The organism is Streptococcus mitis (genome assembly GCF_009496285.1).
Taxonomy (GTDB): Bacteria; Bacillota; Bacilli; order Lactobacillales; family Streptococcaceae; genus Streptococcus; species Streptococcus mitis_BP.
Genome location: NZ_WIJK01000012.1, coordinates 14,382 through 40,814, shown reverse-complemented (window position 1 = coordinate 40,814; position 26,433 = coordinate 14,382). Strand labels below are relative to the sequence as shown.

Annotated in this window: 24 protein-coding genes; all 24 read left to right on the top strand. The window is 35.2% G+C overall.

The features are described 5' to 3' along the window. The first annotated feature begins 197 nt into the window (after positions 1-197). The 24 genes from GEZ89_RS05310 to GEZ89_RS05200 all read left to right on the top strand — a co-directional run bounded on the left by GEZ89_RS05310 (position 198) and on the right by GEZ89_RS05200 (position 25,915). Positions 198-2,165: a peptide ABC transporter substrate-binding protein gene (locus GEZ89_RS05310; protein ID WP_153225237.1), complete on the top strand. Its 1,968-nt coding sequence runs from the start codon at positions 198-200 to the stop codon at positions 2,163-2,165. Between the two features lie 164 nt (positions 2,166-2,329). After that, a complete protein-coding gene (locus GEZ89_RS05305) occupies positions 2,330-4,288 on the top strand; it encodes a peptide ABC transporter substrate-binding protein (protein WP_153225236.1) in 1,959 nt (652 codons plus the stop codon). Between the two features lie 375 nt (positions 4,289-4,663). Beyond that, positions 4,664-6,109: an LCP family protein gene (locus GEZ89_RS05300; RefSeq protein ID WP_322741489.1), complete on the top strand. Its 1,446-nt coding sequence runs from the start codon at positions 4,664-4,666 to the stop codon at positions 6,107-6,109. Position 6,110: 1 nt separating this feature from the next. Continuing rightward, positions 6,111-6,842, top strand: coding sequence for a capsular polysaccharide biosynthesis protein Cps4B (gene cps4B, locus GEZ89_RS05295; RefSeq protein WP_153225235.1), 732 nt, complete (start codon positions 6,111-6,113; stop codon positions 6,840-6,842). Positions 6,843-6,850: 8 nt separating this feature from the next. Beyond that, positions 6,851-7,543 carry a CspC family polysaccharide chain length determinant protein gene (locus tag GEZ89_RS05290; protein WP_153225234.1) on the top strand — a complete coding sequence of 231 codons (693 nt, stop codon included), beginning with the start codon at positions 6,851-6,853 and terminating at the stop codon, positions 7,541-7,543. Between the two features lie 10 nt (positions 7,544-7,553). Continuing rightward, positions 7,554-8,228 (top strand): tyrosine-protein kinase, encoded by a 675-nt coding sequence (locus GEZ89_RS05285; RefSeq protein ID WP_075231280.1) that lies wholly within the window; start codon positions 7,554-7,556, stop codon positions 8,226-8,228. Positions 8,229-8,249: 21 nt separating this feature from the next. After that, a complete protein-coding gene (locus GEZ89_RS05280; RefSeq protein WP_153225233.1) occupies positions 8,250-9,620 on the top strand; it encodes a sugar transferase in 1,371 nt (456 codons plus the stop codon). Positions 9,621-9,657: 37 nt separating this feature from the next. Continuing rightward, a complete protein-coding gene (cps2T, locus tag GEZ89_RS05275; RefSeq protein WP_153225232.1) occupies positions 9,658-10,830 on the top strand; it encodes a beta 1-4 rhamnosyltransferase Cps2T in 1,173 nt (390 codons plus the stop codon). Next, complete coding sequence (locus GEZ89_RS05270) at positions 10,827-12,098, top strand: glycosyltransferase family 4 protein (protein ID WP_153225231.1); 1,272 nt, start codon at positions 10,827-10,829, stop codon at positions 12,096-12,098. Before cps2T ends, GEZ89_RS05270 begins: the two co-directional genes overlap by 4 nt. Further along, positions 12,088-12,774: an acyltransferase gene (locus GEZ89_RS05265; RefSeq protein WP_033680704.1), complete on the top strand. Its 687-nt coding sequence runs from the start codon at positions 12,088-12,090 to the stop codon at positions 12,772-12,774. Before GEZ89_RS05270 ends, GEZ89_RS05265 begins: the two co-directional genes overlap by 11 nt. 31 nt (positions 12,775-12,805) lie before the next feature. Further along, positions 12,806-13,852 carry a glycosyltransferase family 2 protein gene (locus GEZ89_RS05260; RefSeq protein ID WP_033680703.1) on the top strand — a complete coding sequence of 349 codons (1,047 nt, stop codon included), beginning with the start codon at positions 12,806-12,808 and terminating at the stop codon, positions 13,850-13,852. A gap of 5 nt (positions 13,853-13,857) precedes the next feature. Beyond that, the gene (locus GEZ89_RS05255; RefSeq protein WP_101785388.1) at positions 13,858-14,769 is read left to right on the top strand and encodes a capsular polysaccharide synthesis protein; all 912 of its coding nucleotides are present in this window, start codon (positions 13,858-13,860) and stop codon (positions 14,767-14,769) included. A gap of 11 nt (positions 14,770-14,780) precedes the next feature. Then, positions 14,781-16,238 (top strand): oligosaccharide flippase family protein, encoded by a 1,458-nt coding sequence (locus GEZ89_RS05250; RefSeq protein ID WP_153225230.1) that lies wholly within the window; start codon positions 14,781-14,783, stop codon positions 16,236-16,238. Between the two features lie 2 nt (positions 16,239-16,240). Then, positions 16,241-17,506: an O-antigen ligase family protein gene (locus tag GEZ89_RS05245; RefSeq protein WP_261072783.1), complete on the top strand. Its 1,266-nt coding sequence runs from the start codon at positions 16,241-16,243 to the stop codon at positions 17,504-17,506. A gap of 79 nt (positions 17,507-17,585) precedes the next feature. Further along, positions 17,586-18,734 (top strand): CDP-glycerol glycerophosphotransferase family protein, encoded by a 1,149-nt coding sequence (locus GEZ89_RS05240; protein ID WP_153225229.1) that lies wholly within the window; start codon positions 17,586-17,588, stop codon positions 18,732-18,734. A 54-nt stretch (positions 18,735-18,788) separates the two neighbouring features. Then, positions 18,789-19,181 (top strand): glycerol-3-phosphate cytidylyltransferase, encoded by a 393-nt coding sequence (gene tagD / locus GEZ89_RS05235; protein WP_075231289.1) that lies wholly within the window; start codon positions 18,789-18,791, stop codon positions 19,179-19,181. Between the two features lie 102 nt (positions 19,182-19,283). Then, a complete protein-coding gene (locus GEZ89_RS09565; RefSeq protein WP_194251832.1) occupies positions 19,284-19,457 on the top strand; it encodes a hypothetical protein in 174 nt (57 codons plus the stop codon). Positions 19,458-19,466: 9 nt separating this feature from the next. Next, on the top strand, positions 19,467-20,015 hold the full coding sequence (locus GEZ89_RS05230) for a GNAT family N-acetyltransferase (protein ID WP_153225228.1): 549 nt from the start codon (positions 19,467-19,469) through the stop codon (positions 20,013-20,015). Positions 20,016-20,216: 201 nt separating this feature from the next. After that, positions 20,217-21,086 carry a glucose-1-phosphate thymidylyltransferase RfbA gene (rfbA, locus tag GEZ89_RS05225; protein ID WP_153225227.1) on the top strand — a complete coding sequence of 290 codons (870 nt, stop codon included), beginning with the start codon at positions 20,217-20,219 and terminating at the stop codon, positions 21,084-21,086. Further along, positions 21,087-21,680, top strand: a complete 594-nt coding sequence (locus tag GEZ89_RS05220) for a dTDP-4-dehydrorhamnose 3,5-epimerase family protein (RefSeq protein WP_153225226.1) — start codon at positions 21,087-21,089, stop codon at positions 21,678-21,680. Positions 21,681-21,683: 3 nt separating this feature from the next. Then, positions 21,684-23,009, top strand: coding sequence for a hypothetical protein (locus GEZ89_RS05215; RefSeq protein WP_153225225.1), 1,326 nt, complete (start codon positions 21,684-21,686; stop codon positions 23,007-23,009). A gap of 65 nt (positions 23,010-23,074) precedes the next feature. Beyond that, complete coding sequence (gene rfbB, locus GEZ89_RS05210; protein ID WP_153225224.1) at positions 23,075-24,124, top strand: dTDP-glucose 4,6-dehydratase; 1,050 nt, start codon at positions 23,075-23,077, stop codon at positions 24,122-24,124. 66 nt (positions 24,125-24,190) lie between these two features. Beyond that, positions 24,191-25,042 (top strand): dTDP-4-dehydrorhamnose reductase, encoded by an 852-nt coding sequence (gene rfbD / locus GEZ89_RS05205; protein ID WP_153225223.1) that lies wholly within the window; start codon positions 24,191-24,193, stop codon positions 25,040-25,042. A gap of 234 nt (positions 25,043-25,276) precedes the next feature. After that, positions 25,277-25,915: a DUF1919 domain-containing protein gene (locus GEZ89_RS05200; protein WP_075231294.1), complete on the top strand. Its 639-nt coding sequence runs from the start codon at positions 25,277-25,279 to the stop codon at positions 25,913-25,915. Positions 25,916-26,433 lie beyond the last annotated feature (518 nt).

Sequence of the window (26,433 nt, the reverse complement as noted above, 5' to 3'; positions counted from 1 at the left end):
CAACTGTGCGGAGGTGGGACAACGAAATCGAATTCTAACGAATTACCGATTTCTGTCCCACTCTCTTTTCTAAAATAAGTGTAGGAAAATCTTTAAAAAATATTTGTTTGAATTTTCTAAAAAATACCCTGTAAACCCTTGCTTTTATGGAAAAATAGGGTATAATGGTGAAAATAGTATTTTAAAGGAGAATACCAATGAAATCGAAAAAGTGGCTCGCAGTAGCAGGAATTACGATGAGTGCAGCTCTTCTTTTGGCAGCTTGTGGTAAGACTGAGAAAAAAGCTGACGCTCCGACATCATTCTCATATGTATATGCTATCGATCCATCATCTTTGGACTATAGTGTTACTAGTAAAAGTTCGACATCAGACGTTATCGCTAACGTTGTAGATGGACTCTTGGAAAATGACAAGTATGGGAATTTGATTCCATCTCTAGCTGAGGATTGGTCAGTTTCACAGGACGGTTTGACTTACACTTATAAGCTTCGTAAAGGTGTGAAATGGTATACTTCTGAAGGTGAGGAGTACGCCGAGGTCAAGGCTCAAGACTTTGTGACTGGTTTGAAGCATGCTGCTGATGGTAAGTCAGATGGCCTAACTCTGATCCAAGATTCTATTAAAGGATTGGCAGAATATGTTAGTGGTGAGAGTAACGACTTTTCAACAGTAGGAATCAAGGCGGTTGACGATTATACTGTTCAATATACCTTGAATCAACCAGAAAGCTTTTGGAATTCTAAGGTGACAACAGCACCGATGCTTCCAGTTAATGAAGAATTCCTAAATTCTCAAGGTAAAGATTATGGAACACCAACACCGTCGTCTATTCTCTACAACGGCCCATATATCTTGAAGAATCTAACTTCAAAATCAGTTATCGAGTACGAAAAGAATCCAAACTATTGGGATAAAGATAATGTTAAGATTGATCACATCAAGCTTACTTTCTATGATGGATCTGACCAAGAGTCATTGATTCGTAGCTTTGCATCAGGGTCATTCACAACAGCTCGTCTCTTCCCGACTTCTTCAAACTTTGAATCAACCAAGCAAGAATACGGAGATAAGATTGTCTATAGCCCGCAAGAAGCAACTAGCTATTATCTTACATTTAACGTAAACCGTCAATCTTACAATAAGACAGCTAAGACTGATGATGCTCAAAAAACATCAACAAAAGAAGCGCTTCTCAACAAGAACTTCCGTCAAGCCATCAATTTCGCGCTTGACCGTCATTCTTATGCGGCTCAGTTGAATGGTGAAGAAGGTGCAGACAAGATTATCCGTAATAGCCTTGTGCCTTTTGACTATGTCCAAGTAGGTGAAAAGACCTTTGGAGAATTGGCGCAAGAACAACTTGTCACCTATGGTGATCAATGGAAAGATGTTGCTTTGACAGACGGTAAAGATACTCTTTACAACCCAGACAAAGCAAAAGCTGCTTTTGAAAAAGCCAAGTCAGAATTGCAAAGCAAGGGCGTAACCTTCCCAATTCACTTGGATATTCCAGTTGAACAAACAGATGTCATCGCTGTACAGCAGACCAACTCCCTCAAACAATCTGTCGAAGCAGCGCTTGGAACTGAAAATGTTGTCATCGATGTTCTTCAAATGACTGATAATGAAAAGATGAGCATTACTTCTCAAGCTAAAGTTCCTTCTCAAAAGGACTATGACTTGAACGGAACTGGTTGGGGACCTGACTATCAAGACCCAGCGACCTACCTCAATATCCTAGATGCTAAGAAGGGTTCTGCCCTTAAACACTTGGGTATCACAAAAGGAAAAGATCCAGAAGTCATGGCTCAAGTTGGACTTGATGAGTACAAGAAACTCTTGGATGATGCAGCATCTGAAACAACAGACCTCAACAAACGCTATGAAAAATACGCTAAAGCACAAGCTTGGGTTTCAGATAGCGCCCTTCTCATCCCTGTTGCTTCTTCAGGCGGTTCTCCAACCGTAAGTCGCACAGTGCCGTTTACAAAAGCCTACTCTCAAGTTGGTATCAAGGGAGATCCGTTTGTATTCAAAGGTTTAGAGTTGCAAAATGATATTGTAACTACTAAAGAATACGAAGAAGCTCTCAAGAAATGGCAAAAAGAGAAGATTGAAACAAACGCCAAATACCAAAAAGAGCTAGCTAACCACGTTAAATAGCCTTCATAAAATATAGAAACAGAGAATGCCTGTCAAATGCGACGGGGGTTCTCTGTTTTTTTATGGTTTGAAAGTGCTAAAAATTAAATAACTTTACTTTTGGTACAAAATTTGTTAAAATATATACATGTTATAAAACCTAACATATAAGGAGAAAGTAAATCATGGGCATGAAAAAACGCTTATTAGGAGCAGGTTTGACTCTTGCTGCAGCTATCTTGCTAACGGCTTGTGGCCAGTCTGCGTCGGATGACAAGACCTATTCTTCAACCTTTGGGGCTGACCCAACAACATTTAACTACCTTTTGGACTATTCAGGTGACAATACCAATGTTATCACCAACTTGGTAGATGGTCTTTTAGAAAATGACAACTACGGAAATCTTGTTCCTGCCCTTGCAGAAGATTGGAGTGTTTCAAAGGATGGTTTGACCTATACTTACAAACTTCGCCAAGATGCCAAGTGGTTCACGGCCGATGGGGAGGAATATGCACCTATCAAAGCTCAGGACTTTGTAACTGGTATCAAATACGCTGCTGATAATAAGAGTCAAGCGCTGGATTTGATTCAAAACTCAATCAAAGGTTTGGATGATTATGTGACAGGCGCAAATACTGACTTTTCAAATGTCGGTGTCAAAGCCTTGGATGACTATACTGTCCAATATACCTTGACACGTCCAGAACCTTTCTGGAATTCTAAGACCACAAATAGCATTTTGTTCCCAGTTAATGAAGAATTCTTGACTTCTAAAGATAAAGCATTTGGTGAGTTAAAAGCAGATAGTATTCTCTATAGCGGTCCATACTTGCTAAAAGAATTCACATCTAAATCATCACTTGAGTATATGAAAAACCCTCATTACTATGATCAAGAAAAAGTGACTATTGAAAGAGTTAAGTTGGCCTATGTTGACGGTTCTGACCAAGATATGACGATTCGTAACTTTGAAAGTGGAGCCTACTCATCTGCAGGTGTCTACCCAAATAGTTCAAACTTTGCTAAGACAAAGGAAAAATACAAGGACAATATCGTCTATAGCTTGCAAGGTGCAACTTCTTGGTACTATAACTTTAACGTTAATCGTCAGTCTTATAATTTCACAGCTAAGACCAGCGATGAACAAAAACAAGCTACTCAGGCTGCTGTTTCAAATAAAAACTTCCGTCAAGCTATCAACTTCGCCCTTGATCGTACATCTTACTCAGCTCAGTCTAATGGTGAAGAAGCTGCGAAAAACACCCTTCGTAACACACTTGTGCCACCTACTTTTGTACAAGTAGGAGATAAGACTTTTGGTGAGACAGTTGCATCTAAGCTGGTCAACTATGGTACACAATGGACAAATATGAATCTTGAAGATGCCCAAGATGCTTACTTCAATAAAGAAAAAGCGCAAGCTCAATTTGCAGAAGCTAAAAAAGAACTAGAGGCTCAAGGTGTAACCTTCCCGATTCATTTGGATTTGCCAGTGGATCAGGTCAACAAAACCTTGCTTCCTAAGCTTTATTCACTCAAACAATCTGTGGAATCCACACTTGGAGCTGAAAATGTGGTGATTGATGTAGTTTTAGTTTCAACTGAAGACTATGCCAATGCGACTTTCCAAGCACCGACACCAGCTGATCATGACTATGATTTGAACTTGGATGGATGGTCAGCAGACTACCAAGATCCTTCGACTTACCTCAATCCTTTCAATGCAGAAGATGGTTTCTATCTTAAGATTTTGGGACTTGATCCAAGTAAGGATGCTGACAAGATTACAGGCCTAGGAATGGATCAATACACTCAGAAATTGAAAGCGGCAGATGCAGAAAGCTCAGATGTAGCCAAACGCTATGAAAACTATGCAGATGCGCAAGCATGGTTGATTGACAGTTCTCTTCTAATCCCTGTGACTTCAGATGGTGGTGGAGCTTCAGTGACACGTGTGACGCCATTTACACGAGCATACTCACTAGTCGGGATCAAAGGAACTGGAAGTAACTATAAATACATGAGGCTGCAGAAAGATGTGGTTACCATTGCCCAGTTTGACGAAGCTAAAGCCAAATGGGAACAAGAACGTAAAAAAGCAGTCGAACAGAGTCAAAAAGAGCTTGAAAATCACGTCAAATAAGATAAAAAGAGGCCGGGATCAAATCCTAGCCTTTTTTGCATGTAATGAGTCTCTAAATTGGCAATTACTAGTTTTGGGGCTTTTTGACCTTTCAAAAGTTATTTTAGCTTTTCTCTAGCTACAGCATTCAGAAATCCAGAAGATTATTGGAGAGTTGTAGGACTGGGACTGAGACAACAAGATCTCGTATACCGATTTCTGTAGCACCATTTTTTTAGATTTGAGCTTTTTTTTGAAAAACTTTGAGGTGTTTAATGATTAAAATATAATATTTTTGCTTTTAAGGTCAAATAAAACGGTTGCATTTCAGGTGTTAATAGCATCCAGTGTTACTTTGTGATATAATAAAAATAAAATGTTTAATAGAGGTGTAAGGTGGGAAGACGTTCAAAAGAAAGTAAAACGAGTAAGTTTCAACAAAGCTTCAATATTACTTTGTTGCTTGTATATGTAGTACTCGCTTGTTTTTTGTTGTTTTTAATATTCAGATATCATATCTTAGCTGTTAGTTATGCCAATCTTCTTCTAGCTGCTGTTATGGTGATCATTGCACTAGTAGCCTTGTTTTTGATTTTAAATAGAAAAGCTAAGATTTTTACTTTAATCATGCTCGTGCTATCTATCATGACCAGCTCACTAGCCTTGATTGGAGTTCAACAGTTCATTAGTTTGGCCAATCAATTAAATGCGACATCCAATTATTCTAGTTATTCTATCAGTGTTGCAGTCTTGGCAGATAGTGAAATTGGCAATGTGTCACAACTTTCCAGTGTGACAGCTCCAACTGGGACAGATTCTGAAAACATCCAAAAGTTGCTAGATGATATTAAAGCAACTCAGAGTAAAGACTTGTCTGTTGAAGAGAGCTCTTCATATCTTGCGGCTTATAAGAGTCTCTTGGCGGGAGACTCTAAGGCAATTGTCTTGAATAGTGTTTTTGAAAACCTGATTGAACAAGAATATCCAGACCACGCCAAGAAGATTAAAAAGATTTACACTAAGGAATTAACCAAGACTGTTGAGGCGCCTAAGATTTCTCAAAACAAGGCCTTTAACCTTTACATTAGTGGGATTGATACTTATGGACCGATCAGCTCAGTGTCACGTTCGGATGTCAATATCATCATGACTGTCAATCAAGAGACTAAGAAGATTCTCTTGACAACGACTCCTCGTGATGCTTATGTGCCCATAGCTGATGGTGGAAATAATCAAAATGATAAATTGACCCATGCAGGTATTTATGGTGTGGATGCATCAATCCATACTTTAGAAAATCTCTATGGTATTGACTTGAATTACTATGCACGACTTAATTTCACCTCCTTCTTGAAATTGATCGATTTACTAGGTGGGGTAGATGTTTATAACGATCAAGAGTTTACATCGCTTCATGGCAAATATCATTTCCCTGTTGGTAATGTTCATCTAGACTCTGAACAAGCTCTGGGATTTGTGCGCGAGCGTTATTCATTAGCAAACGGTGATGGGGATCGTGGCCGTAACCAGCAAAAAGTCATTTCTGCTATAATTCAGAAACTAACCTCAACAGAAGCTTTGAAGAATTTTGATGGCATTATGCAAAGCTTGCAAGATTCAGTGCAAACAAATATGCCACCTGAAACAATGGTAAGCTTGGTAAATGCTCAACTGGAAAGTGGCGGTAAATATACTGTTATCACTCGAGATCTGAAAGGGACTGGTCGTATGGATCTCCCTTCCTATGCCATGCCGGATAGCAGTCTATATATGTTAGAAGTGGATACTAATAGTTTGGAAACTTTAAAAACAGAGATCAAAGATATCATGGAAGGTAGATAAGATGATTGATATCCATTCGCACATAGTTTTTGATGTAGACGACGGGCCTCAAGATTGGGCAGAAAGCAAATCCCTTCTTGAAGAAGCCTACGCTCAAGGAGTTCGCACCATCGTTTCGACATCACACCGTCGAAAGGGGATGTTCGAAACTCCGGAGGATGAAATTGCAAGGAATTTTAAAGTTGTCAAGGAGCTGGCTAAGGAGATTGCCCCTGACTTAAGGATTTTGTATGGAGCGGAAATCTATTACACTAGTGACGCCTTGAAGAAACTAGAAAATCAGCAGATTCCACAATTAAACGGCACACGCTATGCCTTAATCGAATTTAGTATGAACACCCCTTATCGTGAAATCCATAATGCATTAACCAATGTGCTCATGCTAGGAATAACTCCAGTAATAGCTCATATAGAGCGTTACGATGCTTTGGAAAACAACGAAAAAAGGGTTAAAGAGCTTATTAATATGGGTTGCTATACACAAGTTAATAGTTCAAGTATCCTTAAACCAAAACTTTTTGGAGATACCTATAAATTCATGAAAAAACGTGCTCGCTATTTCTTGGAGCGAGACTTGGTTCATATAGTTGCTAGTGATATGCATAATCTGGATAGTCGTCCACCTTATATGAAAGAAGCCTACGAAATCGTAAGTAAAAAGTATGGATTGGGTAAAGCTCGGGAACTCTTTATGTTAAATCCCGAAAAAATCATTAAAGATCAAATTATTTAGGAGTTATAATGAAAGAACAAGAAATTATCGAAATTAATGTGATTCAGTTGTTAAAAGGACTGTGGAAAAAGAAACTGCTCGTTCTTCTTGTGGCTATCTTAGCAGGAACTGCTTCCTTCGCTTATAGTAGTTTCGTGGTGAAGCCTGAGTATAGAAGTACGACTCGTATCTATGTTATCAACCGTCCTCAAGGAGATAAACCTGGGTTAACGAATCAAGATTTACAAGCGGGAGCCTATTTGGTTAAGGACTATCGTGAGATTATCCTTTCCCAAGATGTCTTGGAAAAAGTCGTATCAGATCTTAGCTTAACGATTAATGCCAAAACATTGGCTAAAAAGGTTCAGGTGACCGTCCCTGCAGACACACGTATCGTATCTATTTCTGTCACTGACACTAAACCAGAAGAAGCAAGCCGTATCGCCAATGCTCTTCGAGAAGTTGCGGCTCAAAAGATTATTTCTGTAACCCGTGTTTCTGACGTAACTACCTTGGAGGAAGCCCGTCCAGCTACTGGGCCATCCTCACCAAATATTCGTCGCAATACCTTGATGGGGGTTGGAGCAGGGGCAGGAGTCGTAATTGTCCTCGTTATACTAGTTGAGTTGCTCGATGATCGTGTCAAACGTCCAGAAGACATTGAAGATGTAATGAAAATCTCACTTCTTGGAGTCATTCCAGATCTTGATAAATTAAAGTAAGGGAGAACTTATGGCGAAGTTAGAATTAACAAAACAAAAACTTGATTCTGCCAAAAAAGCAGAAGAATATTACAATGCTTTACGTACCAATATACAGTTGAGTGGAGATAATTTAAAGGTTATAACGATTTCCTCTGTTGAACCAAGCGAAGGAAAATCGACAACTTCTACAAATATTGCCTTGGCTTTTGCGCGTGCAGGCTACAAGACACTCCTGATTGATGCTGATATCCGAAATTCAGTCATGTCTGGAGTATTCAAATCAAGAGAACGAATCACAGGTTTAACTGATTATCTTGCTGGAACGCAAGACTTATCTCATGGTCTTTGTGAAACAAACATTGATAACTTATTTATGATCCAATCAGGGTCACCTTCTCCAAATCCAACAGCTCTTCTTCAAAGTGCTAATTTTGAATTGATGATTGAAACACTACGGAAATATTTTGATTATATTATTGTTGATACAGCACCAATCGGAGTTGTAATTGATGCAGCAATTATTGTGCAAAAATGCGATGCATCGATTTTGGTTACAGAAGCTGGTGGAACAAAAAGAAGAGATGTTCAAAAAGCTAAGGTTCAGTTAGAACAAACAGGGATCCCATTTTTGGGTGTTGTTTTAAATAAATTTGATGTTAAACGAGAAAAATACGGATCTTACGGTTCTTATGGGAAAAGGTAAAAATAGGATAGGGAGTTCGATATGGAAGGAAGGGGTTTCTACAATGTAACTCTGGCATTCTTGCAGAGTATACTTGTTAGTTTATTAGCTTATGTACTGATTGCAATTTCAGAAACTGACATTGTTTTAAATACAGTATTTGTTCTGTTTTTTCTTCACTTCGTCGCCTTCTATATCAGTGGTTACGGTAAGGATTTTTTAAAACGTGGTCAGTATGTGGAGTTAGTAGAAACAATTAAATATATTATCTTTTATGCTCTGCTGATTAGTTTTTCAAGTTTTTTCTTGAAGGAAAAGTTTGTAATTTCAAGGCGAGGGATGGTATACTTGCTTTCCTTGTATAGTGTTTTGAATTATCTACTCAGTTTCTTTGTGAAGAAATATTGGAGAATCTTCAAACATAATTTGAAGGGAAGTCGTAATATTTTGTTGATTACGGCGATGTCACGTACCGAAAAAGTATTGGATCGATTATTAACAGCTAATGATGTTCAGGGGAAATTGGTTGCGGTAAGCGTTTTAGACATGCCAGAGTTCACCCATGAAAAGGTGGTTGTGGTACCAAAGGAGCAGTTACTGACCTATGCGACACACGAAGTGGTGGATGAAGTCTTTGTCAATCTTCCAAGTGAGGACTATGATATTGGAGCTGTTATTTCTCAGTTTGAAACAATGGGGATTGATGTCACAGTTAACTTAAATGCTTTCGATAAAAGTTTAGGCCGAGATAAACAAATTCATGAAATGGCTGGTTTGAATGTAGTGACATTTTCTACAAATTTTTACAAGCCAAGTCACATAATTGCCAAACGCATCCTCGACATTTGTGGTGCTATTGTTGGGTTGATCCTTTGTGGAATTGCTAGTCTATTTTTAGTTCCCTTGATTCGGAAAGATGGAGGGCCTGCAATCTTTTCACAAACTCGTATCGGAAAAAATGGTCGTCACTTTACCTTTTATAAATTCCGCTCGATGCGAGTCGATGCTGAAGCTATTAAAGAACAGTTGATGGATCAAAATACCATGCAAGGTGGGATGTTTAAGATCAATAACGATCCTCGAGTGACTAAGATCGGACAATTCATCCGAAAAACGAGTTTGGATGAATTACCACAATTTTGGAATGTTTTAATTGGAGACATGAGTCTAGTCGGTACACGCCCACCAACTGTAGATGAGTACGAAAAATACACACCTGAACAAAAACGTCGTCTCAGCTTCAAACCTGGTATTACAGGTTTGTGGCAAATTAGTGGTCGAAGTGAAATTACAAACTTCGATGAAGTCGTGAAACTGGATGTGGCTTATATCGATGATTGGACCATCTGGAAAGATTTTGAAATATTGTTAAAAACTGTAAAAGTTGTGTTGATGAGAGATGGAGCGAAGTAAGTCTCGTTGCTCTCTCTATCTATAAATTAGGAGTAACATGAAAAAAACTGTCTATATCGTAGGGTCAAAAGGGATTCCTGCTAAATATGGGGGCTTTGAAACCTTTGTTGAAAAATTAACAGCCTTTCAACAAGATAAGGATATCCAATATTATGTAGCTTGTATGCGTGAAAATTCTGCAAAGTCAGGGATTACTGAGGATGTTTTTGAACATAACGGTGCTATCTGTTATAACGTCGATGTACCTAATATTGGTCCAGCGCGAGCTATAGCGTATGATATCGCTGCAATTAACAGAGCGATTGAAATTGCTAAAGAAAATAAGGATGAAGCTCCTATCTTTTATATTTTAGCTTGTCGCATTGGACCTTTTATCCATGGAATCAAGAAAAAAATTCAAGCAATAGGTGGGACTCTTCTGGTAAATCCAGATGGTCATGAGTGGTTGCGTGCTAAGTGGAGCGCCCCGGTTCGTCGTTACTGGAAAATTTCGGAAGGTCTTATGGTCAAACATGCAGATCTTTTAGTGTGTGATAGTAAGAATATTGAAAAATATGTCCAAGAAGATTATAAACAGTATCAACCTAAGACAACCTATATCGCTTATGGGACAGATACAACACGCTCCACATTAAATAGCAGTGATGAAAAAGTGCGTGCTTGGTTCAAGGAGAAAAATGTTTCTGAAAACGAGTATTACCTAGTTGTAGGGCGTTTTGTTCCAGAGAATAACTATGAGTCTATGATACGTGGTTTTTTAGCATCTAATTCTAAGAAGGACTTTGTCTTAATCACAAATGTAGAACAGAATAAATTTTATAATCAGTTATTAGCAAGTACTGGCTTTGATAAAGATCCACGAGTGAAATTTGTTGGAACAGTCTATGATCAAGAACTTCTGAAGTATATTCGAGAAAACGCCTTTGCTTACTTCCATGGACATGAAGTTGGAGGAACCAATCCTTCGTTACTTGAAGCTTTGGAGTCAACAAAGTTGAACCTACTACTTGATGTTGGTTTTAACCGCGAAGTTGGGGAGCAAAGTGCCATCTATTGGAAAAAAGACGAACTATCACAAGTGATTGAGGAAGTTGAACAATTTGATGAAAAGATGATTGATGAGTTAGATAGACAATCAAATCAGAGAATTGCGGATGCTTTCACTTGGGAAAAGATTGTTACAGACTACGAGAATTTATTTAAAATATGAAAATATTACATTATACTTTAGGATTTCACCCCCAGCGAACAGGTGGTTTGGTTAAATATGCTGAGGATTTAATGCTAGAGCAAATTGCTCAAGGTCATCAAGTGACTGTCCTATATCCTGGAAATATTAGGTTGCTTTCAAAAAAAGTAGGAATAAAGAAGGTATCATCAAGAAAGTTTGAGTGTTATGAACTGCTTAATAGCTTACCTCTTGCTTTATTTGGAGGTATATCCAATCCAACTGCTTTCCTGGCATCTTGTGACAAAAATGTTTATCGTACTTTTTTAGAAAAAGTACAACCCGACATTATACATATTCACTCGTTTATGGGATTGCATAAAGAATTCCTCGAAATTGCTAAAAACTTGAATATTAGAGTGGTTTTTACGAGCCATGATTATTATGGATTAGCACCCGTACCTCATTTCTATTTTAATGGGGTGGATTATAGTGATAAAAATACAAACTTAACATGGAATATTATGTCTTCCGATGCTTTAAGTGTGAAAAAACTAAGACTTTTTCAGATTTCATTTTATCCTACTATTCGTAAACTTTTGAAACTATTAGGGAAAAATCCAAAATCTAAAAAGAATTTAGTTATTCGAGATGTTATTGAGGAGCAAGATTTTAGTGAGCTTCGACACTATTATAATGAGATGTTCCATTTGATAGATGGTTATTTGTTTAATAGTAGTTTAGCAAAGAATGTATATGAGCAAAATGAAATTAAACCAACCAAAAGTACAGTATTATCTATAACAAATAGTTCAATTAAACAGCATCAAAGATTGACAACTACAAATGATAAAATTCGAGTCGCTTATATTGGTCCGGATGAAGAATATAAAGGATATTTTGATTTTATTGAGTTTGCTAAAACTTTAGACCTAGAGTTATACGAAGTTGCAACTTATGGTCACTTTCCAAATGAAGAATGTCCTTCATTCATTGAACAAAAAGGATATTTTACCAAGGAAACGATTGATAGTGTCTATGAAAATATTGATATTCTTATTGTTCCAAGTAAGTGGAAGGAGACATTTGGATTGATAACAGTAGAAGCATTATCCTATGGGGTAAATGTTTTTGTGAGTGAAAATGTTGGATCAAAAGACTTACTTCCAGAAACACATGTTTTTAAAAATCAGAATGACTTAGTAGTTAAAGTTATAGAAAATGATATAGAAAATACAAAATTAAAAACTATAGATGAACACTCGAAAGAAGTGATTCAGTATTATGAAAGAGTGATAAATGATAGTTGAGAGCTTAATAAAAAAGATTACTGGAAAAGCAGTAGACATTCACCCTGATGTACCCATGGCGTATATACTACAAAGAGGTATGAACTATGGTTTTGGACTCTTTCGTGGATTTGTACGTGGAATCGGATTTGGTCAAAAGGGGAAGCGTTTATTCATTGGACAAGGAGTTTCTATCTTAGCAAAGCGTAAATTATTTGTTGGGAAAAATGTTCGAATTGGTAAAAAGGTGTCTATAGATGCACTGTCGAAAGAAGGAATCCATTTTGCAGATAATGTGAAGATTGGAGATTATTCTCAAATTATTGGAACAGGATCTATAAAAAATATGGGGATTGGCTTGAAAGTTGGTAAGAACTCATCTTTTTCAGAATATAGTTTATTTGGTTCTGCTGGAGGTATCACAATTGGTGATAATGTTATCGCAGGTCAGAATGTTCGTTTTCATGCTGAAAATCATAATTATAGTGATTTAAATAAACTTATTGTTGAACAAGGTGTATCTCGAAAGGGAATATCAGTAGGACATAATTGTTGGATTGGTGCTGGAGCTGTTTTTTTGGATGGGTCCAGCATTGGTTCAGGTTGTGTTGTTGGAGCGAATGCTGTTGTCACTAAGCAGTTTCCAGATAATGTTATCATAGGTGGAGTACCAGCTAGAATACTGGCCTATAGATAGTGTTTAACTATTTCTGAAAGGAAGAGAATTTATGCCTACATTTAGTGTAGTTGTTCCAGTTTATAATGTAGAGAATTATTTATCTCAATGTTTAAATACTCTTGTAAATCAGTCTTTTAAAGATTTTGAACTTATCTTGGTAAACGATGGTTCTACTGACACATCTGGAAGTCTTTGTGAAGAATGGGGGAAAAAAGATCATCGGATAAAAGTAATACATAAAACCAATGAAGGTCTTGGTTTTGCACGTAACACAGGTATTGAAAATTGTACAGGAGATTATATTGTCTTTGTTGATTCGGATGATTATGTCTCATATGAGATGCTTGAAATTTATGATACATACTTACAACGTTTTAATGCAGACGTGATTTATAGTGAAAATTTTTATCGAGTGGATAATAAAGGAAATATTATAGGACCACTTGATCAGAGCCTAGATTCCATTTTTTATAAAAATGATTCAATTTTCACAGAACTTTTACCAGATGTAATATCTTCACCACCAGAATTTATTGGAGATGGAAAGATAGGTGTTTCAGTGTGGAAAGGGGTATATAAACGTTCTTTGTTTAAGGATAAAGGGCTATTATTTCATTCGGAAAGAGAATTCATTTCAGAAGATGCTATTTTTCAAATTGATTGTTTAAAATTAGCAACATCCGCCCTTGTTATCCCAGATATTTTATACTACTATCGTGAAAACTTTGGTTCTTTAAGTATGAAATATAAAGAAGATCGATTTGAGTTGGATAAAATCTTGTATAACGAGCAATTAAAAAGAGTTAAGGGATTACCTAATCAAGAAATTTTGGAAGAAAGAATCGAGAGAATTTTAATTGCTAATATTCGTTTATGTATTTTTCAGGAATCCTTATATAAAAGTTCTAGAATTCATAAACGCTTGCAAAGAATTAGACAGATTTGTAAGGATCCTATCTCAAAAGCAGTTTTGTATCACTATCCAATCCATCGTTTACCTTTTCCTAAACGTTTGATCTGTGTATTAGCTAAGTATAATATGTCGATGTTGCTTTTAGCTTTAACCTTATTAAAATATCGGAATCGGAGTGTATAGATTTTATGGCGATGAATATAGAAAAATTAAAACTATCTTTAAAAAATGGAACGTTTTTTCCTGTTGTTATTCACGCCTTACGTAACCGTTGGCCCTTGTGGTGGATTCGGAGTAAGGCTATTCGAGAAGTGCAACTTGAAGATAGGGCCTACAGAATACTAAAAAAGAAATACGGTTCTTTAATTTCAAACCCTTTTGATAAATCATACTTATCAGAAAAAGTTCCCAAGCAAATCTGGATTTGCTGGTTTCAAGGTATGGAGAATGCTCCAGATTTGGTGAAATCATGTTATAAGTCTGTTAAAAGAGAATTTCCAGATTATAAAATTACAGTATTAACGGCTCAGACTATTCAACAGTATGTAACAATTCCTGAAGAAATTTTGTATAAGTGGAATAAAGGTATCATAAATAACGCAAATTTTTCAGATGTTTTGCGTGTTGAGATTTTATCTAAATATGGAGGTATTTGGTTAGATGCCACAGTTTATTGCACTGGTAGTACAATTAAGGAATTAATTGAAAAAAATCCATTTTTTATGTATAAGAGTCTATCTTCAATCGAAGAAAATATTTCATCATCAAGCTGGATGATTGCTTCAACAGCAAATCACCCTTTAATACTATCTGTGAAGAAGTTGCTAGTAGAATATTGGTGTAGAGAGAATATTGCAATACATTATTTTGTTTTTCATTTGCTGTTCACGATTGTAGCTGAACATTATTCGGATGTTTGGCAGTCTGTACCCACCTATACGAACGCAGCACCACATATAATGGTTGATGAATTAAATAATGATTTTTCAAAGGAACGTTACCAGCAATTATGTCAAATTTCTGATTTTCATAAATTAAATTATAAAAAAAATTACAATGATAAATCTGAGAGCTTGTACAGTTACTTACTGAATCAGTAGAGGGGAGAATCTTGCCTAGTTTAAAGAAAAACATTGTTTACAATGTCTTATATCAGATCTTAGCTGTAATAGTACCGTTTATTACCTCACCTTACTTAGCGCGTGTGTTAGGTGCAGAGCAAATTGGAGTTTATTCTTTTACCTATTCTATTGCTTTTTACTTTATGATTCTGTCCATGTTGGGGATTTCTAATTATGGGAATCGGACAATAGCACAGGTACGAACAAGTAGAGAAAATTTGAATCAGGAATTTTCGAATATTTACGCGGTTCAGTTAACGTGTTCACTAGTTATGACCGTCTCATATTTGATTTATGCAACAGTATTTGTGAATAGTTTTCAGATTGTAGCCTATATCCAAGTATTACATGTTTTATCGTATGCAACAGATGTTAGTTGGTTTTTTTATGGTCTTGAAGAGTTTCGTATTACAGTTGCTAGGAATTCATTTGTTAAATTATTGACTTTAATATCTATCTTTACATTTGTAAAAAGCCCTAATGATATCTATTTATATACCTTTATAATGGCAGGGAGTACCCTGCTTGGTCAGTTGATTACATGGCCATTTTTGTTAAAACAAGTAAACTTTGTGCGCCCTAGTCTTGGAAAAATAAAGAAACACATGAAACCTATTATTATTTTATTTTTCCCCGTCTTAGCGGTTAGTATTTTTTCGTTTCTAGATAAAATAATGCTTGGAATGTATAGTAGTTTGAAGGAAACTGCTTTTTATGAGAATTCAGATAAGATCATTAGTATTCCAAAAGCTCTGATTCAAGCCTTTGGAGCTGTAATGTTGCCTCGAACAGTACATTTACTGAGTATAGGTGATGAACAAAAAAGTTTAGAATATGTTGATAAAACGATGTGGATCGTTTTAGTGATTACAATGGGCTGTGCTTTCGGTTTAGCAGGAGTTTCTGCAACCTTTGCTCCTGTTTATTGGGGTGAAGAATTTAGGACAAGTAGCCAAATTATTGCAGGAATGACACCGGCTTTAGTATTTTCGGCTTTTGGAAATGTCATCCGAACTCAGTTTTTAATTCCACGAAGTTTTGACAAGGAATATACGGTATCTTTGCTTTATGGAGCCGTTGTTAATATTTTGATTAATATTATTTTGATTCCGAAGATAGGAGCAATGGGAGCTGTTATAGGAACAATTGTTGCAGAGTTAGTTCTATGTTGCTATCAAACGTGGATCGCTAGAAATTATTTACATATCAGAGAATATCTGATAAATGCTGGGATATTATTTCTTATTGGTTCAGTAATGTATATGGTCTTAATTCTTATTTCAAGTATTTTACCTACATCGCTACTTACACTTATTATTGAAATTATAGTCGGAGCTTTTATTTATATTAGTTTATTGATTTTGTACATCTTTTCTTCAAAAAACAGGGTAATTATTGGTTTACGAACAAATTTTTTAGAACGTACTCATTTATTTAAAAGGAAGTAATAGTGAAATTTAAATTTAACCCAATCGCGATATTGTATATATTGTTAGTGTATTTAGAATTAGCTACAGATAGACAACATCTGTATCCTGTAACATACATGACAAAATATTATATTGGTATTTTGATTATTGTATTATTCATTTTATTATTAGTAAGTCTCGGAAAGGTTATTTTTGTTAATAAAAAATTATTATATCTTGCTAAGATATTAGCTATGCCAACAATTGTTCTCTTCTTTTACTCAGTTTTATTACATCTAATGAATCCAGTTCAATTTAGTGGGTATTTTAGTAGATTGTCAAGTATGACTATTTTTGGCTTATTAGCTATCTTTCAAGCTATGGTTGTTTTTCAATTTTTTGGACAAAAAGTAGTAGATTACACTTTTACAGCAATATCACTTAGTTACTTAACTAGTATCATTGTTGCCTATAGTCAAGGAGGACTTAGTCAATTTATTTTGATGTTAACAGATGATAGTTTCAATGGTTCGGTGCTAGAAATGCATGAGGTAGCACCAATTACAGCTCTCTTTATTCTGTACTATCTGTATCAATATTTTATAAAAGAAAATAGTTTTTCTGCAGTATTTCGTAAGATCTTAATAGCTCTTATTATTCTCTTTTTAAGTCTTAAACGAATCGTATTTTTGAGTGTGTTAATTATCATACCAGTATTTTTAGTAATTTATTGGTATTATAAAAAAGTGAGCAAACTAGGGAAAGAACGAAAAATTTTAAGTTTATTAAATGCCTTTTCCTTAGTATTTATAACAGGAATATTCCTTTATGTTTATAGTATTAAATCTGGTTTTATATATACATTTATCCAAGAACATAATATCAATTCGATGGCTAGAACAGATTTATGGAAGGGAATTGAATCAACCTATAGCTTTACACCTATATTTATGGGGAGAGGGGTAGGTTTTGCATCAAAATGGATGGATAATAATTGGATGACTTTAAATATCAATGGTCTTACAGGATCAATGGGGATTCATAATGATATTTTGAAATCTTACATTGAGATAGGATTTGTAGGATTATCTATTTATTTTTATACTCTCCTTTATAGAAATGCTAAACGTATATTTGTAAAAATTGGTCATAAAGAATCATTCATATATTTTGTCTTGACAATGTTTCAGATGCTGATATGGTTTACGGACAATATTTCGATTTATCATAACTTTTTATGGATCCTAAATCTACTGCTCTTTTCTCTAACTAATACGGAAACAGAATTAGAAACTCAGAAACTATAAAATATTTATTTCTTGAATTTACGGTCTTATGCCGTAAATTTGAACCCACTAATGAATAATAGTAATTTATAAAAAAAATATGAAATTTTATATAAAAAATTTATTAAAAAAAGTCTCTACATTACCGTTGAATTTATTACCTATTCAGTCTAATAAAATAGTGTTTGATAATTTTGGTGGTAGAGGTTTGGGAGATAATCCCAAGTATATACTTGAAGAACTTGTCTCTCGAGAAAATAATCTAGATCTTGTATGGATATCAAAAGATAGAGAAATTTCTGTCCCAAAAGGTGTTCGTGTAGTAAAATATGGAAGTTATCGTTCTTTCTACGAATGGTTAACAGCTAGAGTTTGGGTAGATAATATTCGCTGTTCTGATCGACCTTGGAAGCGTAAAGGACAGATTTATCTTCAAACTTGGCATGGCTCAGATGGGGTAAAGTTAATTGAAAAAAGTGTTGCAGGGAGCCTAAAAAAAACTTATCTTAGAATGGCGAAGTATGATGGAAAGATTACAGACGGTATCGTATCAAGTCGGCACTTTCAAACTTTGGGGATGCAAAATAATTTTTGGCTGACAGAGGATGTGGAGTTTCTTGAATTTGGATTACCTCGAAATGATGATTTTTTTAAAAGTGAAAAAATCAAAACTACAAACATAAAATTTAGAAGTTTATTTGATATTGATTTAGACGAACTGGTGGTTTTGTATATGCCGACGTTCAGAGATGATGGATCGTTGGATGCCTATAATTTAGATTACTCGAAACTAATACATGCTTTTCAAAACAAATTTAGAAAAAATGTAAAAATATTAGTTCGTCTTCATCCAATTGTTGATTCTAGTTTTATAAATTTGCAGGATACAAACTGTATAAATGTGTCAACCTATTCAAATCCTCAGGATTTGATGATGAGTGCAGATGTAATGATTACGGATTATTCGTCATCTTCGATTGATTTTATGTTATTAAATCGTCCAGTATTTCTGTATTTACCAGATTATCAAAGATATGTGAACGATAGACCATTGGATAATAATTTTTATAAATTGCCATTTCCAAGAGCGTATCATAACAATGAGTTGATAGAAATTATTAGAGATTTTGAAAGAAGTAATTATGATGAAAAAGTTCGTCTGTATGAATTAGAGGACGTTCGTTTTGATAGAGGAAAAGCCTCGGTACAGTGTGCTAATTGGATTGAAGAAAAAATAAAAAAACAATAGGGTTATTGATTGAAATAATTATATTTTTTGAATGATAAATAAGGAGACCTTTAGATGAAAAGAGTTATAACATATGGTACATTTGATTTATTGCATTATGGTCATATCAATCTGTTGAAACGTGCTAAACAACTAGGTGATTACTTGATTGTGGTTGTTTCAAGTGATGAGTTTAATTTAAAAGAAAAGAATAAAGTATGTTACTTTAACTATGAACACAGAAAAAATTTAGTAGAAGCTATTCGATATGTAGATCTAGTAATCCCTGAAACTAGTTGGGAACAGAAAAAGTCAGATGTCAAAGAATACCATATTGATACTTTTGTGATGGGTGATGATTGGAAAGGTAAATTTGATTATCTTGAAGAAGAAGGTGTTGAAGTAGTTTATTTGCCTAGAACAAAAGAAATATCAACCACAAAGATAAAAGAAGATTTGTCAGAATGAACTATTATTAAAAAATGCTGATATAAGAAATTGTAGCTTTTGTGTCTAGTTTTTGATAGAATAAAGTAACAACACTTTAACCATCGAAGTGAGGTGAGAATAATGGCAGTAATTTTTAAAGATGTACTTACTGAAGAGAAGACTGATGAAGAAAAACAACATATTTTATCTATTTTAAATGGTGAGTATGACTTATCTGATGATGTGAGTCGTAGATTACGACGACTGAATGAGAAAAGTAAACGTTTGAAAGTGTTTAGTAAGGAGACGCACTAATTACCTGTTTTGGATTCTATTGATGAATTGAAATTAATAAGTACTTCATCATCTATTTTAAATGATGAGGATGTTAGAGCTTTTGATTGTGGATATCAAGAATTGAATGATGTTTTTTTGGATATTTACAACAAATACGATGAAGAATCAGGCCATGTGTTAGCTATTGTAAATCAAAATTTTGAATTACTAGGTTTTATTTCTTGTAGACTAGTATCATTTTCTTTCATCGCTCAGGGTAAAGAGATGGGAATTAGTATAGACTATCTTGGTGTTCACAAGGATTGCCAGAAAAGAGGGATTGGTTCGCTTTTGGTGACCTTTGCACTTCGATTATCTTTAACTATTGACTGTTGGTTACCAATAAAAGGGGTAAGAGTTCATGCTTTAGAGGATGCTGTAGAATTCTATGAAAAACTGGGTTTCATTGATCCTAGAGAGATGGCGATTTATAATGGAAAACCAGTTACTATGTATTTTAGTATTGAAAAACTAAGAAATGGTGAAATTATGCCTCTTACACAGTTATTTGAGACATCGTTAGGAAATGACTTTTAATTGTATATAAACAAAGTAGAATTCACTTATTTCATTTTATACTAAATGTACTATGAAATAAGTGAATTTTTTATGGATAAAGAAGAAATTTTCTGTAATTTTTAGATAATAATTTGAAAAAATGTGATGATTATTTTCCTTTTAGAGCAGTACACAACTAATAGTAATTGACTCTAAAACAACAAAGAAAGGTACCCTACTATGAAAGGTATTATTCTCGCGGGTGGTTCGGGGACACGTTTATATCCGTTGACTCGAGCTGCATCAAAACAACTGATGCCGGTTTATGATAAACCGATGATTTACTACCCACTTTCAACATTGATGTTGGCTGGGATTAGGGATATTTTGATTATCTCAACTCCTCAAGATTTGCCTCGTTTCAAAGAACTTTTGCAAGATGGCTCTGAGTTTGGGATTAAACTTTCTTATGCAGAGCAACCGAGTCCAGATGGTTTGGCACAAGCCTTTATCATTGGGGAAGAGTTTATTGGCGATGATAGTGTTGCTCTGATCTTAGGTGACAATATCTATCATGGTCCTGGCCTTTCGAAGATGCTACAAAAGGCAGCTAGTAAGGAGTCAGGAGCAACTGTGTTTGGCTATCATGTGAAGGATCCAGAACGCTTTGGCGTTGTTGAGTTTGACAAGGATATGAACGCTATTTCTATCGAAGAAAAGCCAGAGCATCCTCGTTCCAATTATGCAGTTACAGGTCTCTATTTCTACGATAATGATGTGGTAGAAATTGCCAAAAATATAAAACCAAGCCCGCGTGGTGAATTGGAAATTACAGATGTCAACAAGGCTTACCTAGATCGTGGAGATTTATCGGTTGAGGTTATGGGACGTGGCTTTGCTTGGTTGGATACTGGCACTCATGAAAGTTTGCTAGAGGCGTCACAGTACATCGAGACAGTTCAACGAATGCAAAATGTTCAGGTGGCGAACTTGGAAGAAATTGCTTACCGTATGGGTTATATCAGTCGCGAAGATGTATTGACCTTAGCCCAACCACTTAAGAAAAATGAATACGGGCAGTATCTGCTCCGTTTGATTGGAGAAGCATAGATGACAGATAATTTTTTCGGCAAGGCACTTGCAGCACGTAAGGTTGATGCAATTCCAGGTATGTTGGAGTTCGATATTCCCGTTCATGGAGATAATCGTGGCTGGTTTAAAGAAAATTTCCAAAAGGAAAAAATGCTTCCACTTGGATTTCCAGAGTCTTTCTTTGCAGAAGGAAAATTGCAAAACAATGTATCTTTCTCACGTAAAAATGTCCTTCGAGGCCTCCACGCAGAGCCTTGGGATAAGTACATCTCTGTAGCAGATGGAGGGAAAGTTCTGGGTTCTTGGGTTGATCTACGCGAGGGTGAAACCTTTGGGAATACCTATCAGACAGTCATTGATGCAAGTAAGGGAATCTTTGTTCCTAGAGGTGTGGCCAATGGTTTCCAAGTCCTATCAGATACAGTTTCTTATAGTTATCTGGTCAATGACTACTGGGCTCTCGAGCTCAAACCTAAGTATGCCTTTGTGAACTACGCTGACCCAAGCCTTGGCATTGAATGGGAAAATCTTGCAGAAGCAGAGGTTTCAGAAGCTGATAAAAATCATCCACTACTTAAGGATGTAAAACCTTTGAAAAAAGAAGATTTGTAAAATATGAAGTATTCGTTATTCGATATTAATCAGATTGAAAATTTAGAAATTAGAAGTTATTTTAGTGAAGTAATCAGTTGTTATGAGAATCATAATTATCGTGCCGCTATCCTTGTTCTATATACAGTTATACTTTATGATTTAACGTATAAACTCGAAGAATTACGAGATGAATATGAGGATTCAAATGCTAAGCAACTATTGGAAGAAGTTTATAAAAAAATAAATTCTTCTGATGATAAGAGTTCATGGGAAAATTTTTTATTAGGTAAATTGCATGAGAGTACGGATTTCGAAATTGTTGATGATAATTTGTGGTCGACTATTCAAGCAGTAAAATTAAAAAGAAATTTGAGCGCTCATCCGTCATTTGATAAAGAACAACAAATTTATCAACCTACAAGAGAATTAACACTTGGATTTATAAAGGAAATTTATGAAACTTTACTAACTAAATCGGCACATTTTATGTCTCGTGGTCTTGAAAGAGTTTTTGAGTCTTTTGAACAAAAAAAATCGCATTTTAACATTCGTAATTTTTATGAGGATAGTAAAGATAATAATTATGAATATAATTACTTTTATAATCGTTTTTATTCACGAATGAGTATGCCACTAAAAAAGAAATTCTTTAAAAATGTTTGGACGTTGACTTTTGAAAAGAATAATGAAGAGTTGGAAAATAATTTTTTAAATCTATTCGTTATAATCAAAGTTTTAGAACAAGATGAAGCACTTTTTAAAGATTTTATTGAGGGTAAACTAAAGTCAGATAAGATTAAAGATATAATTGATTTAGATATTCCTATCAATAAATTTATCTTATTTTTAAACTTTTATCCAGATTATTACCAATATCTACACTCAGATGTTCAGGGAAGAATAGAGAAAAAGTTTAAAGGAATCAATCATTATCTTTTTCTATGGTATACCAAGGATAGTATATCAGAGTATATAGAGATGATTATGTCTGATGATAATATAAAAGATTTAGGCGGGATATCGTCCGACCAAATTAAACTCTTTAATTTTATTTGTAAAGAAAAAGGAATTATTGAAGTATTTAATAAATTTTTATTAAAAATACTAGAAAAATATGTTCCTGATTGGCTAGGATTTGATGATGCGAATAGAATTATGGAAAAGTTTATTTTACCTTATTTAAATGACTTTAAGGAAGAGGATTATTTTGAGTATGCTCAAATTAGAAAGTTAAACAATCAAATTTACGGTAGAGATAGAGATTCAGAGGACAATCGTATTCTCATTAGTAAAATGAAAGAACAGGGATTCGACTATCATGATTTTGAAACACAACTGAAATTATAGACAACTAAATCATTCTTGTAAAAATCGTTATCAAGAAATACTATCTAACTAAAGGAAGTTTTAATATGACTGAATACAAAAAAATTATCGTGACAGGTGGAGCTGGTTTTATCGGTTCCAACTTTGTCCACTATGTTTACAAGAATTTTCCAGATGTTCATGTGACAGTATTAGACAAATTGACTTATGCTGGGAACCGCGCTAATATTGAGGAAATTTTAGGTGATCGTGTTGAGTTAGTTGTTGGGGACATTGCGGATGCAGAGTTGGTAGACAAGTTGGCAGCTCAAGCAGATGCTATCGTTCACTATGCTGCTGAGAGTCACAATGATAATTCACTCAATGATCCATCGCCGTTTATTCATACTAACTTTATCGGAACCTATACTCTTTTGGAAGCAGCTCGTAAATATAATATTCGTTTCCACCATGTGTCTACAGATGAAGTTTATGGAGACCTTCCTCTACGTGAGGATTTGCCAGGTCATGGTGAAGGTCCAGGTGAGAAATTTACCGCTGATACCAAATACAATCCAAGCTCTCCTTACTCTTCAACCAAGGCAGCTTCAGACTTGATTGTCAAAGCCTGGGTACGATCATTTGGAGTCAAGGCAACGATTTCTAACTGTTCAAATAACTACGGTCCTTATCAACACATTGAAAAATTTATCCCACGTCAGATTACCAACATCCTAAGTGGAATTAAGCCAAAACTTTACGGTGAAGGTAAGAACGTTCGTGACTGGATTCATACCAATGACCATTCTTCAGGTGTATGGACAATCTTGACAAAAGGGCAAATCGGTGAAACCTACTTGATTGGTGCTGATGGCGAGAAGAACAACAAGGAAGTTTTGGAACTAATCCTTAAGGAAATGGGACAACCTGCCGATGCCTATGATCATGTGACTGATCGTGCAGGACATGACCTTCGTTATGCGATTGACGCAAGCAAGCTCCGTGATGAGTTGGGCTGGAAACCAGAATTCACCAACTTCGAACAAGGTCTCAAAGAAACCATTCAATGGTACAGAGATAACCAAGAATGGTGGCAAGGAGAAAAAGAAGCTGTTGAAGCCAACTACGCTAAAACACAAGAGGTTCTTGAAAAATAAAAGGCAGAAACTTTCTGCTTTTTATTGCTATACCGAAGAATTGTGAATCAGTTGAAAGGAAGAAAAATGATTTTAATTACAGGGGCAAATGGCCAATTAGGAACGGACCTTCGTTATTTATTAGATGAGCGTAATGAGGAATATGTTGCGGTTGATGTGGCTGAGATGGATATTACCGATGCAGAAATGGTGGAGAAAGTTTTTGAAGAGGTGAAACCTACTTTAGTTTACCACTGTGCAGCCTACACCGCTGTTGATGCAGCAGAGGATGAAGGGAAAGAATTGGACTTCGCCATCAATGTGACAGGGACAGAAAATGTCGCAAAAGCATCCGAAAAGCATGGTGCAACTCTAGTCTACATCTCTACAGATTATGTCTTTGACGGTAAGAAACCAGTTGGACAGGAGTGGGAAGTGGATGACAAACCAGATCCTCAAACTGAATATGGTCGTACTAAGCGTATGGGAGAGGAACTTGTAGAAAAACACGTTTCAAACTTCTATATTATCCGTACTGCCTGGGTTTTTGGAAATTACGGCAAAAACTTCGTCTTCACAATGCAAAATCTTGCTAAAACTCATAAGACCTTGACAGTTGTAAATGATCAACATGGTAGACCAACCTGGACGCGTACCTTGGCCGAGTTCATGACTTTCCTAGCTGAAAATCGCAAGGAATTTGGTTATTATCATTTGTCAAATGATGCGACGGGAGACACAACTTGGTATGACTTTGCGGTTGAAATTTTGAAAGATACAGATGTCGAAGTCAAGCCAGTAGACTCAAGCCAATTTCCTGCCAAAGCTAAACGTCCCCTAAACTCAACGATGAGTCTGGCCAAAGCCAAATCTACAGGATTTGTCATCCCAACTTGGCAAGATGCCTTGAAAGAATTTTATAAACAAGAAGTGAGATAAGCAATAGAATGATTTTCTAGTCTAATAAAAGAGGCGGATAATGAACTCCAAAGGAGCTTAAGATGTACGATTATCTGTTGTAGGTGTGGGCCTTTTTTGGTGCAGTGTTTGTCCATGAAGCGACCTTAAAAGGCAAAAAGTAAAAGTCATTGAAAAAGGAATCACATCGCGGGTAATATCTATACCCGTGAAGAGGAAGGTATTCAAGTTCATCAGTATGGAGGGAAGAATAGTATGATAAAATATTTTTTAAAAGCATTAGAATTTAATATGATTAAGAAGAAAAGATTAGATTTAAAAAATTCTGACTTCACGATAATAAGCTCTAACTGTCTTGGAGGTGTAATAAGTCATAAATTAGGGCTTAAATTTATGTCTCCAACAGTGAACTTGTTTATCGAACCCAGCTCATTTGTTAAGTTTTGTAAGAATTTGACTTACTATTTTGAGCAACCACTAGCGGAAAAAGAATGGTCAGGTGATTATCCGATCGCTTTATGTAATGATATAGAGATACATGGTTTACATTATAAAAATTTTTCAGAATTAAAAGATAAATGGAATGAAAGAAAGAGAAGAGTAAATTTGGACAATTTATTTATTTTCATGATAGAGCGGGATGGATGTACATATGAAGATATATTGGAATTTGATAAATTATCCTATAAAAATAAAGTTGTGTTCGTAAGTAAGGAGATGCCAGAAATAAAGTCTGCCATACATATTCCAAAAGCTAATGAAACAATTAATGGTAAAATACAAGTGAAAAGTCTACTAGGATATAGAAATATACTGGTAGGAAAAAGAGATATTGATCTTTTTGATTATATTAAATTTTTTAATGAAGGAATAATACAATTAAATAGAAAATAGGGATATTTTTGAAATAAAATATGAAATTTTGATTAATAAAACTCTAAGCAGGCAGATCCTGCTAACTCATGACAAAATAAGATGAAATCCGTCATTGCTTGCACCCATAAGATTCTTAGAATCATTTACAAACTACTCTCCATCAAGCAGACTTATCAAACAGAAAAGGCGCTAGGACTGAGGAAACAGTTCTAACGCCCAAAATAAAAAAATTCAATTCAATTATAGTATAGGACAAGAAGTGATTTTTTGCGCTTTTTTACTGTTTTTTTCAAATAAAAGTCGGAGGAGGTAAAAACTCAATTTGAAGATAAAATTGAGTAAATCTTTCCGTTATAAAACGCATAGTATCAAGTTTTTTTTGAACATCTGATATTATGCGTTTTCTTATTTTAAGGGGGCGTTTGCCCAGCCGTTTTCTTTTTATTTACCCACCGATGAAATCGTCGGATAATTATAAAAATTCAAGAAAAAGCTTGCGTAAATGTTAGAAAATTCGAGCACGAATGTTTTTTTTG

Excerpts from the sequence above, each read along its gene's own strand:
- GEZ89_RS05310 (WP_153225237.1), top strand. The coding sequence starts at position 198 with ATGAAATCGAAAAAGTGGCTCGCAGTAGCAGGAATTACGATGAGTGCA.
- GEZ89_RS05305 (WP_153225236.1), top strand. The coding sequence starts at position 2,330 with ATGGGCATGAAAAAACGCTTATTAGGAGCAGGTTTGACTCTTGCTGCA.
- cps4B (WP_153225235.1), top strand. The coding sequence starts at position 6,111 with ATGATTGATATCCATTCGCACATAGTTTTTGATGTAGACGACGGGCCT.
- GEZ89_RS05290 (WP_153225234.1), top strand. The coding sequence starts at position 6,851 with ATGAAAGAACAAGAAATTATCGAAATTAATGTGATTCAGTTGTTAAAA.
- GEZ89_RS05285 (WP_075231280.1), top strand. The coding sequence starts at position 7,554 with ATGGCGAAGTTAGAATTAACAAAACAAAAACTTGATTCTGCCAAAAAA.
- GEZ89_RS05280 (WP_153225233.1), top strand. The coding sequence starts at position 8,250 with ATGGAAGGAAGGGGTTTCTACAATGTAACTCTGGCATTCTTGCAGAGT.
- cps2T (WP_153225232.1), top strand. The coding sequence starts at position 9,658 with ATGAAAAAAACTGTCTATATCGTAGGGTCAAAAGGGATTCCTGCTAAA.
- GEZ89_RS05270 (WP_153225231.1), top strand. The coding sequence starts at position 10,827 with ATGAAAATATTACATTATACTTTAGGATTTCACCCCCAGCGAACAGGT.
- GEZ89_RS05265 (WP_033680704.1), top strand. The coding sequence starts at position 12,088 with ATGATAGTTGAGAGCTTAATAAAAAAGATTACTGGAAAAGCAGTAGAC.
- GEZ89_RS05260 (WP_033680703.1), top strand. The coding sequence starts at position 12,806 with ATGCCTACATTTAGTGTAGTTGTTCCAGTTTATAATGTAGAGAATTAT.
- GEZ89_RS05255 (WP_101785388.1), top strand. The coding sequence starts at position 13,858 with ATGGCGATGAATATAGAAAAATTAAAACTATCTTTAAAAAATGGAACG.
- GEZ89_RS05240 (WP_153225229.1), top strand. The coding sequence starts at position 17,586 with ATGAAATTTTATATAAAAAATTTATTAAAAAAAGTCTCTACATTACCG.
- tagD (WP_075231289.1), top strand. The coding sequence starts at position 18,789 with ATGAAAAGAGTTATAACATATGGTACATTTGATTTATTGCATTATGGT.
- GEZ89_RS09565 (WP_194251832.1), top strand. The coding sequence starts at position 19,284 with ATGGCAGTAATTTTTAAAGATGTACTTACTGAAGAGAAGACTGATGAA.
- rfbA (WP_153225227.1), top strand. The coding sequence starts at position 20,217 with ATGAAAGGTATTATTCTCGCGGGTGGTTCGGGGACACGTTTATATCCG.
- GEZ89_RS05220 (WP_153225226.1), top strand. The coding sequence starts at position 21,087 with ATGACAGATAATTTTTTCGGCAAGGCACTTGCAGCACGTAAGGTTGAT.
- GEZ89_RS05215 (WP_153225225.1), top strand. The coding sequence starts at position 21,684 with ATGAAGTATTCGTTATTCGATATTAATCAGATTGAAAATTTAGAAATT.
- rfbB (WP_153225224.1), top strand. The coding sequence starts at position 23,075 with ATGACTGAATACAAAAAAATTATCGTGACAGGTGGAGCTGGTTTTATC.
- rfbD (WP_153225223.1), top strand. The coding sequence starts at position 24,191 with ATGATTTTAATTACAGGGGCAAATGGCCAATTAGGAACGGACCTTCGT.
- GEZ89_RS05200 (WP_075231294.1), top strand. The coding sequence starts at position 25,277 with ATGATAAAATATTTTTTAAAAGCATTAGAATTTAATATGATTAAGAAG.